The 11,284-nt window shown below is 74.9% G+C and carries 11 protein-coding genes; all 11 read left to right on the forward strand.

Annotation, left to right across the window (positions count from 1 at the left end; translation table 11 throughout):
* The first annotated feature begins 134 nt into the window (after positions 1 to 134).
* The 11 genes from allB (at position 135) to DEI86_RS02480 (ending at position 11,257) form a co-directional block, all read left to right on the forward strand.
* Entirely contained in the window at positions 135 to 1,511 is a 1,377-nt protein-coding gene (gene allB / locus DEI86_RS02430) for an allantoinase AllB (protein ID WP_111048758.1), read from the forward strand.
* Positions 1,504 to 2,688, forward strand: coding sequence for an acetamidase/formamidase family protein (locus DEI86_RS02435; RefSeq protein WP_309146552.1), 1,185 nt, complete (start codon positions 1,504 to 1,506; stop codon positions 2,686 to 2,688). Before allB ends, DEI86_RS02435 begins: the two co-directional genes overlap by 8 nt.
* Positions 2,678 to 4,324 carry an AtzH-like domain-containing protein gene (locus DEI86_RS02440; RefSeq protein ID WP_258376446.1) on the forward strand — a complete coding sequence of 549 codons (1,647 nt, stop codon included), beginning with the start codon at positions 2,678 to 2,680 and terminating at the stop codon, positions 4,322 to 4,324. The genes DEI86_RS02435 and DEI86_RS02440 overlap by 11 nt, the downstream gene beginning before the upstream one ends.
* 81 nt (positions 4,325 to 4,405) lie before the next feature.
* Positions 4,406 to 5,653: an alanine--glyoxylate aminotransferase family protein gene (locus tag DEI86_RS02445; protein ID WP_111008988.1), complete on the forward strand. Its 1,248-nt coding sequence runs from the start codon at positions 4,406 to 4,408 to the stop codon at positions 5,651 to 5,653.
* The gene (locus tag DEI86_RS02450; protein WP_258368464.1) at positions 5,650 to 6,927 is read left to right on the forward strand and encodes an allantoate amidohydrolase; all 1,278 of its coding nucleotides are present in this window, start codon (positions 5,650 to 5,652) and stop codon (positions 6,925 to 6,927) included. The genes DEI86_RS02445 and DEI86_RS02450 overlap by 4 nt, the downstream gene beginning before the upstream one ends.
* Positions 6,924 to 7,823, forward strand: a complete 900-nt coding sequence (locus DEI86_RS02455) for a MurR/RpiR family transcriptional regulator (protein WP_111013364.1) — start codon at positions 6,924 to 6,926, stop codon at positions 7,821 to 7,823. The genes DEI86_RS02450 and DEI86_RS02455 overlap by 4 nt, the downstream gene beginning before the upstream one ends.
* The gene (uraD, locus tag DEI86_RS02460; protein ID WP_111009327.1) at positions 7,810 to 8,304 is read left to right on the forward strand and encodes a 2-oxo-4-hydroxy-4-carboxy-5-ureidoimidazoline decarboxylase; all 495 of its coding nucleotides are present in this window, start codon (positions 7,810 to 7,812) and stop codon (positions 8,302 to 8,304) included. Before DEI86_RS02455 ends, uraD begins: the two co-directional genes overlap by 14 nt.
* Positions 8,301 to 8,630 carry a hydroxyisourate hydrolase gene (gene uraH / locus DEI86_RS02465; RefSeq protein WP_111008990.1) on the forward strand — a complete coding sequence of 110 codons (330 nt, stop codon included), beginning with the start codon at positions 8,301 to 8,303 and terminating at the stop codon, positions 8,628 to 8,630. The genes uraD and uraH overlap by 4 nt, the downstream gene beginning before the upstream one ends.
* Positions 8,631 to 8,634: 4 nt before the next feature.
* On the forward strand, positions 8,635 to 9,555 hold the full coding sequence (gene pucL, locus DEI86_RS02470; RefSeq protein ID WP_111013363.1) for a factor-independent urate hydroxylase: 921 nt from the start codon (positions 8,635 to 8,637) through the stop codon (positions 9,553 to 9,555).
* Positions 9,552 to 10,235, forward strand: coding sequence for an NTP transferase domain-containing protein (locus DEI86_RS02475; RefSeq protein WP_258368466.1), 684 nt, complete (start codon positions 9,552 to 9,554; stop codon positions 10,233 to 10,235). Before pucL ends, DEI86_RS02475 begins: the two co-directional genes overlap by 4 nt.
* A 212-nt stretch (positions 10,236 to 10,447) precedes the next feature.
* On the forward strand, positions 10,448 to 11,257 hold the full coding sequence (locus DEI86_RS02480; RefSeq protein ID WP_181435308.1) for a BtpA/SgcQ family protein: 810 nt from the start codon (positions 10,448 to 10,450) through the stop codon (positions 11,255 to 11,257).
* The last annotated feature ends 27 nt before the right edge of the window (positions 11,258 to 11,284 follow it).

The raw sequence follows: 11,284 nt of genomic DNA on the forward strand, positions 1-11,284 counted from the left end.
ACCTCGTGTGCAGCGACGCTACGGTCGGCGTGTTTCGGCCGAGGGGTCGGCGTGTTTCCGCCCGGTTACGGCTGGCGGGGTGTCGGCCCACCCGCCGAGACATGCCGGAAACACGGCTGTGCGATCCTCCCGACATGCAGCCTCAGCGAACCGATCCGGGAGGCACGGTGCCCGCGACCGCGCCGGTCGCCGTCCGCGGCCACCGCGTCTGGACGGACGGCGCGTTCCGTCCGGCCACGGTCCTCGTGCGGGACGGCCTCGTCGACGCCGTGCTGCCCCTCGACGCGCCGGTGGAGGTGCCGGTCGTCGAGGTCTCGGCCGGCCGCGTGCTGCTCCCGGGGCTCGTCGACACGCACGTGCACGTGAACGAGCCGGGCCGGACGGAGTGGGAGGGCTTCGCGTCGGCCACCCGGGCCGCGGCGCTCGGCGGGGTCACGACCATCGTGGACATGCCGCTCAACTCGGTGCCCCCGACCACCACCGTCGACGCACTCGCCGTCAAGCGGGAGCGGGCCGAGGGTCGGGTCGCGGTGGACGTCGGGTTCTGGGGCGGCGCCGTCCCCGAGAACCTCGGTGCGCTCCGGCCCGTGTGGGACGCCGGCGTGTACGGCTTCAAGAGCTTCCTGGCACCCTCGGGCGTCGACGAGTTCGGCCACCTCGACGCCGACCAGCTCCGGCGTGCACTGGCGGAGATCGCCGCGTTCGACGGCGTGCTCATCGTGCACGCCGAGGACCCCGCGCACCTGGCGGACGGCGGAGCCCTCGGCACGGGATACGGCGCGTTCCTGGCGTCGCGGCCACCGGCCGCCGAGGAGGACGCGATCGCCCGGGTGATCGACGGCGTCCGCGCGACCGGGGCACGGGCGCACGTCCTGCACCTGTCCGACGCCGGAGCGCTGCCGATGCTCCGCGCCGCCAAGGACGAGGGCCTGCCGATCACGGTCGAGACCTGCCCCCACTACCTGACGATCGACGCGGAGTCCGTGCCGGACGGCGCGACCGAGTTCAAGTGCTGCCCGCCGATCCGCGAGGCGGGCAACCAGGACGCCCTGTGGGCGGGCCTGCTCGACGGCACGATCGACATGGTCGTCACCGACCACTCGCCGTCGACGGTCGACCTCAAGCGGGGGAGCGGCGGCGACTTCGGCCTCGCCTGGGGTGGCATCGCGGGCCTCCAGGTCGGGTTCCGCGCGACGTGGACAGAGGCGGCCCGGCGGGGTGTGCCGCTGGAGCGGATCGTGCCCGCGTTCACCACCGGGCCGGCCGCCCTCGCCGGCATGACAGACCGTGCGGCGATCGCGCCCGGCGCCGTCGCGCACCTCGTCGAGTTCGACCCCGACGCCGAGGACACCGTGCACGTCGAGGCGCTCGAGCACCGCAACCCGATCTCGGCCTACGACGGACGGACCCTCCGTGGCCGCGTCACGCGCACGTGGCTGCACGGCGCGCAGATCGCGACCGCCGACCAGGGCGTGACCGCGGTCGCAGGACGGCTGGTCCGCCGTGCCTGAGCCGCAGGGGGGACGCGCCGTGGAGCGGGCGGACGTGACGGAGTGGGGGACGGTCCTCCCGGACGGCGTCCTGCAACCCGGGACCGGACCGGTGCGGGGCGACCACCTCGTCGAAGCGCGACCGAGCGACGTGCTGTGGGGGCGCCTCCCGGCGCGTGACGACCGGCCGGTCACGACCGTGCAGCCCGGCGACACCGTGACGTTCGACACCGTGAGCCACGAGGGGATCCTCGCGGACCAGGGCGGCGATCCGGTGGCGTTCTTCGCCCGGCACGGCGTCCCGCGGGAGTTCGTGCTCGACGACGCCGTCGCGATCACCGAGGAGCTCCGTCGCGACCCGGTCGACGGGCCGCACGTGGTCTCGCGGCCGGTCGCCGTCGCGGGCGCGGAGCCCGGCGACCTCGTGTCGATGACGCTGCTCGAGGCGCTGCCGCGCGTGCCGTACGGGATCGTGTCGAACCGGCACGGCCGCGGGGCGCTCCCGGGCGAGATGCCGCGCGGCGAACTCCCGGTGAGCGTGTTCGCGGACGTGGTCGAGCGCGACGGCGAACTGCGCGGCCGTCTGCCGGTCGCCGACGGCGGTCCGCGCCTCGTGACGTTCCCGCTCCGGCCGTTCCTCGGCATCGTCGGCGTGCAGGTGTCCGACGACCTCCGCCCGCACTCGGTGCCGCCCGGCCCGCACGGCGGCAACCTCGACATCGCGCTGCTCACCGCCGGGACGACGCTGCACCTGCCCGTGCAGGTGCCCGGCGCCGGGGTGTACGTCGGCGACCCGCACTTCGCGCAGGGGGACGGCGAGGTCGCGCTCACCGCCATGGAGGCCTCGCTCCGCGCCACGTTCCGGGTCGACGTCGTGCCGCGCGAGCGCGCACTGCAGGAGTTCGGTGAGCTCGCCGGACCGCTCGGCGAGACCGCGGAGTACCTCGTGCCCACCGGCCTCGACGCCGACCTCGACGAGGCCGTCCGGCGGTGCGTCCGCCAGGCGATCACGCTCGTCCGTGCCCGGTGGGGTGTCGACGAGCACATCGCGTACGCGTACCTCAGCGCCGCGACCGACTTCCGCGTGTCGCAGGTCGTCGACCTCGTGTGCGGGGTGCACGCGACGATCCGCGTGGCCGACTTCGCCGCGGTGCCCCGTGCCGCGGTGCCCCGTCCGGCGGCGCACCGTGACCGGTGAGGTCGGCGGGGTCGACCCGCGCGCGACGGTGACCGGACCGAGCTGGCCGGAGGGCCTGCACGCGGCGTTCGACCGCTACGAGGCGGCGCTGCTCGCCGACGACGTCGCGGTCCTCGACGCGCTCTTCGAGCCGGGGCCGGAGACCCTCCGCGCCGACGCGGCCGGGCTGCTCGTCGGACACGACCGGATCAGCGCCTTCCGCTCGTCGCGTGGCGGTGTGCCCGGGCGGAGCATCGGACGGACCGAGCTGCGACCGCTCACCGACGACGTCGTGCTGGTGGTGGCCGAGTCGCACGTCGACAGCGGCGGCCGGGGCATCCAGACGCAGCTCTGGCGCCGCACGGAGGGCTCCTGGCGCATCGCCGCCGCGCACGTGACCGGCCGGGCACCCGCGTTCGACCGGACGATCTGGCGCGTCGTCGGCGACCCCCTGGTGTCCGGCGCGTCGGTGCCGACGCCGGACCGAGGAGCGCGGGACCCAGCGCTCCCGCTCGCCGGTACCGCGCTCCCGCTCGCCGGCGTCCGGGTCGCGGTCAAGGACCTGTTCGCCGTCCGCGGGCAGGTCATCGGTGCGGGGAACCCGGTGTGGGAGCGCGAGGCCCCGCCGGCGACCACTCACGCTCCGGCCGTCCGTGCCCTCCTCGACGCGGGCGCCTCGATCACCGGCATCGCCCGGACCGACGAGTTCGCCTACAGCATCGCGGGCCGCAACGCGCACACGGGCACCCCGCCGAACGGCGCGGCGCCGGACCGCATGCCGGGCGGCTCGACCTCCGGCCCGGCGGCCGCCGTCGCGCTCGGCCAGGCGGACCTGGCGCTCGGCACCGACACGGCCGGGAGCGTCCGCGTCCCCGCCTCGTACCAGGGGCTCTGGGGGCTCCGGACGACGCACGGTCTGGTGGACCGGGAGGGACTGCTCCCGCTCGCGCAGTCGTTCGACACGATCGGGTGGCTGGCCCGGGACGCCGCGACCGTCCGCGCCGCCGCGGTCGCGTCCGGTGCATCCGGCCCCGCCGATGTGCCCCCGGACCGAGACGCCGCCGACCCGCCCCTCGACGCCGCCGACCTGGTCGTGTCCCGAGCGCTCCTCGACGCGGTCCAGCCCGCGACCGGCGCTGCCTTCCGGCGGTGGCTCGCGGCGGCCCGGCTCGAGCCCGACGAGGTCGCGCTGCCGCCGCTCGACGAGCTCGCCGAGACCCTCCGCGTCGTCCAGGCCGCCGAGGCGTGGCGGAACGACGGTGCCTGGGTGACCGCGCACCGCGACGCCCTCGGCGTGGACGTGCTCGCCCGCTTCGACGCTGCCGCCGCCGTGGACGCCGCGGCCGAGGCCACGGCCCGCCGCCGACTCGCCGAGCTCCGCACCGCGGTCCGGACCGCGCTCGACGGACGGGTCCTGTGCCTCCCGACCGTGCCCGGCCCCGCGCCGCTGCGCACGGCCGACGCGGCGGACGTCCAGGTGGTCCGTGCCGCGACGCTCCGCATGACGGCCGTCGCCGGGGTGGGCGGTCTGCCCGCGGTGTCCGCACCGTTCCTCATGGTCGACGGCGCACCCGTGGGCGTCTGCCTCGTCGGCTCACCGGGACGCGACGTGGCGCTGATCGACCTCGCCGTGTCGCTCGGCACGCCGCGGCGCTGAGCGGCAACCGGGCGGCGGCACCTGTTACACGCTTGAAACGACCGGCCCAGTAGCGTCGACCGTGGAACGGAAGGAACACAGATGCAGCCAGTCGACCCGCCCGCACGACTCCTCATGGGTCCCGGCCCGGTCAACGCGGACCCGCGCGTGCTCCGGGCGATGTCGACCCCGCTCGTCGGGCAGTACGACCCGTGGATGACCGCGACGATGACCGAGACGCAGGGCCTGTACCGCCAGGTGTTCGGCACCGACAACGACGCCACGGTGCTCGTCGACGGCACCTCGCGCGCCGGGATCGAGGCCGCGCTCGTGTCCCTGCTGGCGCCGGGTGACCGGGTGCTCGTGCCCGTGTTCGGGCGCTTCGGCCACCTGCTCGTCGAGATCGCCACCCGCGCGCAGGCCGAGGTGCACACGATCACGACCGACTGGGGCCAGGTGTTCCCGCCGTCCGTGATCGAGGAGGCGATCATCGCGACCCGGCCCACGGTCCTGGCGATCGTGCAGGGCGACACGTCGACGACGATGAACCAACCGCTCGACGAGCTCGGCGCGATCTGCGCCCGGCACGGCGTCCTGCTCTACACGGACGCCACGGCGAGCCTCGGCGGCAACGCGTTCGAGATGGACGCCTGGGGGATCGACGCGGTCACCGCGGGCCTGCAGAAGTGTCTGTCCGGTCCCTCGGGCAGTGCGCCCCTCAGCCTGTCCGACGCCGCCGTCGCGGTCGTGCGGTCACGGCACTCGGTCGAGGCCGGCATCCGCGAGCCGGGCGACGACGTGCAGGACGACCCGATCCGGTCGAACTACTTCGACCTCGGCATGGTCCTCGACTACTGGGGGCCGCGACGCCTCAACCACCACACCGAGGCCACGAGCATGCTCTACGCCGCGCGGGAGTGCGCCCGTGTGCTGCTCGACGAGGGGCGCGATGCCTTCGCCGCCCGGCACGCCCTGGCCGGCGCCGCGATGCTCGAGGGGGTCCGCGCGCTCGGACTCAGGGTGTTCGGCGACGTCGCCCACAAGATGCACAACGTCGTCGCGGTCGAGATCCCCGAGGGCGTCGTCGGCGACCGGGTCCGCTCCGCCATGCTCGAGGACCACGGCATCGAGATCGGCACCTCGTTCGGGCCGTTGCACGGTCGTGTCTGGCGGATCGGCACGATGGGGGTGAACGCCCGGAAGGACGCCGTCGTGACGACCCTCGCCGCGCTCGAGCAGTGCCTCCGTCGTGCGGGCGTCGCGGTTCCGCAGGGGGGCGGCGTGGACGCCGCGCTCGACGTCTACGCGGGCGTGCGCGCGACGCCGACCGTGGACCGGGAGGCACGGTGACGGAGCCGACGCGCGCCTCCCGTCCGGCGGCGGCACGGGCCGCGACGATCGCCGACCGCTGCGACGAGCTCGCCGCCGTGACCTCGATGGAGGGCGGCATCCGCCGCGTGTACCTGTCCGCCGAGCACGCGCGGGCGAACACGATCGCGGCCGGGTGGATGGAGCAGGCGGGGCTGCGGACGTGGCAGGACGCCGCGGGCAACCTACACGGACGGGTGGCGGCGCTCGGTGCCGACGGTGATCCCCGACCGGTGCTCCTCGTCGGCTCGCACCTCGACACCGTGGTGGACGCCGGACGGTACGACGGCATCGTCGGCGTGCTCATGGGCATCGCGCTCGTCGAGCTGCTCGGTGACCGCGTCCACGACCTGCCGTTCGCGATCCAGGTCGTCGCGTTCTCGGACGAGGAGGGCACCCGCTTCGGCAAAGCGCTCCTCGGCTCATCCGCGGTCGCCGGCGTGTGGAACGACGCGTGGTGGGACCTCGCCGACGGAGACGGCACGACGCTGCGCGACGCGTTCACCGCGTTCGGGCTCGACCCCGCCCGGGTCGGGGAGGCCGCCGTCGACGCCGGATCGCTCGCCGGGTACCTCGAGGCCCACATCGAGCAGGGCCCGTTCCTCGACCGGTCCGGGCAGGCACTCGGTGTCGTCACGAGCATCGCCGCTGCGCGACGGTTCAGCGTCGAGGTCGTCGGGGAGGCCCGGCACGCGGGCGGGACACCGTACGAGATGCGCCACGACGCGCTGCTCGGCGCGGCCGAGGTGGCCCTCGCGGTCGAACGGACCTGCGTGGCCGAGCAGCACATCGGTACCGTCGGCACCATGACGGTCGAACCCGGCGCGGTGAACGTCATCCCGGGGCACGCGCGGCTCTCCGTCGACCTCCGGGGCGAGTTCGACGACGGACGGGACCGTGTGTGGGACGCCCTGGTCGCGGAGTTCGACCGGATCGCGGAGCGCCGCGGCCTGACGATCACGCCGACCGAGGTGCACGCCGCGCCCGCCGTGTTCTGCGCACCGCGGCTCATGGACGCCGTCCGGACGGGCATCCGGGCGACCGGCGAACCGACCCCACCGGAGCTGTTCTCGAAGGCGGGCCACGACGCGATGTCGCTCGGCCTCGTGACGGACGTCGCGATGCTGTTCCTCCGGAACCCGGACGGCATCAGCCACCACCCCGACGAGTTCGTGTCGGTGGCGGACATCGCCCTCGGGCTCGACGCGCTCGTCGCCGCGGTCGAGGCGCTGGCGGCGGCGGAGGTCGGCCCGTGACGGCGCCGGACCTCCGGAGCCGGATCGCCCGGGTCTGGGACGACCTCACCCCGGCCGAACGACGGGTGGCGGCCGTGGTCCGGGACGACCCCGAGCTCCTCGTCCTCCGCACCTCGGCGGAGACCGCGGCCGAGGCCGGCACGTCGAAGGCGACCGTCAGCCGGCTCGTCCGCGCGCTCGGCTACCGCGACGCCGCCGACGTCCGCGAGGCACTCATGGCAGCCCGCGGTGCCGGCCTGCCGTGGTCCGCCGAGGACGCCGCGCACGTCGACGCGCGCGAGGTCGAACGCCGGAACCTCGACGCCGCGTTCGCCTCCCTCGGCCGGGCGGACCGCGCGGGACTCGCGCGCCGCATCGTGCACGCCCGACGCGTCACCGTGGTCGGGGTCCGCAACGCCCATCCGATCGCGCTCCAACTGCGCGCCCAGCTCGCCCAGGTCCGCGCCGACGTGCGACTCGCTCCCTCCGCGGGCCAGAGCGTCGGAGAGGACGTCGCCGACGTCGGGGCCGAGGACCTCGTGGTGGTCGTGACCGTGCGTCGGCACGCCGCGGTGGTCGGCGCGCTCGTCGAGCAGTGCGTCGCGAACGGTGCCGACGTCGTCGTCATCGCCGACCCGACCGCCGCGGTGCTCGCAGCGTCCGCACGCACCCTCGTGCTGTGTCCGGTCGACTCGCCGTCCGCCTTCGACAGCCTCGCCGCGATGGCGGCGGTCGTCGCGGCCATCGCGAACGACGTGTACGACGCGAGCGGCCCGGCGGGACGCGACCGCGTCGCCGCCATCGCCAGCACCTACGCCGCGCTCGGCGAACTCGACGAGGGCGACCGTCGGCGCCCCACAGGACGACCGGGAGGTCCGCAGCGGCACCCGGGGGAGGACCGCCATGGACGTGACTGAGTTCGACGCCCTCGACCCGGACGCCGCCGCGGCGCTCGTCCGGAGCTGGGCCGACGTCCCGCGCTGGGTGGACGCGGTCGTGTCCGCCCGTCCGTACGCGACGACCGCCGCGCTCGCGCAGCACGCCGGCGACCTCGCGGCCGGCTGGACCGACGACGAGGTCGAGGCCGCGTTGGCCGACCACCCCCGCATCGGCGACCGGGCGACCGGCACCGGCGCGAGCGCCGCGGCGTCGCGGACTGAGCAGGCCGCCTCCGCCGACACGGATGCCACGACCGCGGCCGCGATCCGCGAGGGCAACGTCGCGTACGAGGCGCGGTTCGGCCGGGTGTTCCTCATCCGTGCCGCCGGCAGGACGGGTCCGGAGATCCTCGCCGAGCTCCGGCGGCGACTCGACGACGACGACGACACCGAGCGGGCCGAGGTCGCGGAGCAGCTCCGCGCGATCGCCCTGCTCCGGCTCGAACGGAGCGTCGCATGAGCCACGTGACCACCCACGTCCTCGACACGACGCACGGGAGGCCCGCCGCGGGCATCGCCGTCACGCTCACCGACGCCGCCGGCTCCGTGGTCGCGGTCGGCACGACGGACGAGGACGGCCGGGTCGGGGACCTCGGCCCGGACCTCCTGCCGCCCGGCGCGTGGACGCTGACGTTCGCCACGGGGGAGCACTGGGCGCGACTCGGGCTCCCCGTATTCCACCCGCGCGTCGACGTCACCTTCGTCGTGCCCGAACCCCCGGCGGGCCACTACCACGTGCCCCTGCTCATCAGTCCGTTCGCCTACTCCACCTACCGAGGGAGCTGACCCCATGACCGACACATCCAGCGTGCACCTGGGCCCGAACCAGTACGGCAAGGCCGAGGTCCGCCTCGTCCGCGTGACGCGGGACACCGACCGGCACGAGATCGAGGACCTGACGATCACGACGCAGCTCCGCGGTGCCGCCCTCGCCGACTCGTACACGTCGGGCGACAACGCGAAGGTCCTGGCGACCGACACGCAGAAGAACACGGTCTACGCGTTCGCCCGCGAGCACGGCGTGCACAGCCCCGAGGAGTTCCTGCTCCGTCTCGGCCGACACTTCACGACGGCGTTCGACTGGTACGAGGGCGCGACGTTGACCGCGGACCAGCACGGGTGGGCGCGCATCCCGGTGGACGGCCGCGACCACGACCACGCCTTCGTCCGCGCCGGCAGCGGCACCCGCACCGCGGTCGTGCAGGTCGACGGCGACGACGTCCACGTCCTCGCGGGCGTGACCGACCTGACCGTGCTCAAGTCGACGGGGAGCGAGTTCCACGGATTCCCCCGCGACCGCTACACCACGCTCGCCGAGACCGACGACCGGATCCTGGCGACCTCGGTGACGGCGCGCTGGCGGTACCTGCCCGAGGCGGTCGAGGCGGGCATCGACTGGAACGCCACCCACGCGGGTGTCCTCGAGCGCATGCTCGCGACCTTCGCGGACCTGCACTCGTACGCGCTGCAGCAGACGTTGTTCGCGATGGGCCGCGCCGCCATCGAAGCCTTCCCCGAGATCGCCGAGGTCCGCTTCTCGATGCCGAACAAGCACCACTTCCTCGTCGACCTCGCGCCGTTCGGCCTCGACAACCCGAACGAGGTGTTCTACGCCGCCGACCGCCCGTACGGACTCATCTCCGGCTCGGTCGTCCGCGACGGTGTCGCCGAGGCCCCCGCCGCGTGGACGTCGGTACCCGGGTTCGTGTGACCACCGACGCGACCGGGGAGCGTTCCGGCAGCACGGTCGTCGGCCTCGTGCTCGCCGCCGGCGCGGGCTCCCGCATGGGCCGACCGAAGGCACTCGTCCGGGGTGCCGACGGACGCCCCTGGGTCGAGCGCGCCGTCCGGACCCTGCTCGACGGTGGCTGCGGGACCGTCGTCGTGGTCCTCGGAGCGGCCGCCGATGTCGCACGGCCGCTCGTACCCGACCATCCGGCCGTCCGGGTCGTCGTCGCCGACGCCTGGGCGGAGGGGCTGGGGGCGTCGCTCCGCGCCGGACTGGTCGCGGTCGCCCACGGCGACCGCGCACCCGACGACCGCTCGTGTGACGACGACGGCGCACGAGGCGGCGCCGACGCGGTCCTCGTGACCCTCGTGGACCTCCCTGAGCTCCCCGTCGCTGCCGTCCGACGCCTGCTCGAGGTGGACCCGCCCGGTCCCTGCGGACCGCACGGAGGCCGCCGTGCCCGCCTCCGGCAGGCGGTGTTCGGCGACCGACCGGGGCATCCCGTGCTCGTCGGGCGCGCACACTGGGCACCGCTCGCGGCGTCCCTGCACGGCGACCGCGGGGCCGGAGCGTACCTCCGGCAGCACGGGGTGGAGCGGGTCGAGTGCGGCGACCTCTGGGACGGTGCCGACCACGACCGGCCGGCCGGATCGACGCCCTGACCCGGTTCCTCGTATACACGACATCGCGATCCTGACCGCTCCGCCGAGCTCCTGACGGCGGCTTGAAACTGCTCCTCAGCAGGGGTTTCCCTCGCGCCCCGGTACCGCGTCCAGCATCGCTTCACGAGCCGGTAACGCGCGTTCACACCCCGGAAACACGGTTCTGTATACCGTTTGGTCACCCCACCCCTCCACCCCGAGGAGCGCCCCGCGTGACCGACTCCCTGCGCCACCCCGACGCCGACCCGACCGGCTTCCGCCTGGTCGGCGTCCTGCACCTGCCGCCGCTCCCGGGAGCCGTGAACCACACGGGCGTCCCGGTCGCCGACATCGCGGTGCGCGCCGCGGAGGACGCCCGCGCCCTGCAGGACGCCGGCTTCACCCACGTCATGGTGCAGGACGCGAGTGACATGCCCCAGGCCGTGCGTGTCGACGCCCCCACGGTCGCGGCGCTGTCGGTCGTCGGTGCCGCGGTCGTCGACGCCGTCGGCGTCCCGGTCGGTGTCGTCGTCGGCCACAACGACGGCCCGAGCGCCGTCGCGATCGCCCACGCGATCGGTGCCACGTTCGTCCGCGTCAAGGTGCTCACCGGCGTCTCCGTCGGTCCGACCGGCTGGATCGAGGGCTGCGCGTACGAGGTCGCCGCGATGCGCCAGCGCCTCGGCAGCGACGTCGAGGTCTGGGCGGACGTGCACGAGGCGACGAGCCTGGCACTCGCGGGCAGCACCGCGTGGGCCGCGCAGGAGGCCCGCGCCTTCGGCCGCGCCGACGTCCTCGTCGTCACCCGGGACAGCGGCGTCGGTGACGCGCTCGACGACATCGACCTCCTCCGGCCGACCGCCGGGGACACGCCCTTCGTCGTCGGTGGCCGCGTCGGGCTCGACACCATCGCGCAGACCGTCACCCGGGCGGACGGCGCGATCCTCGGCAGCGCGATCAAACGGTCGAGTGCCCCGGACGCCCGCGTCGACCCCGCGATCGCCGCCGCCTTCGGCCGCGCGCTCGTGCCCGCCGCCGCCTGACGCCCGGCGACACCGACCCCGCACCTC

This window comes from Curtobacterium sp. MCBD17_028 (assembly GCF_003234875.1).
Taxonomy (GTDB): Bacteria; Actinomycetota; Actinomycetes; order Actinomycetales; family Microbacteriaceae; genus Curtobacterium.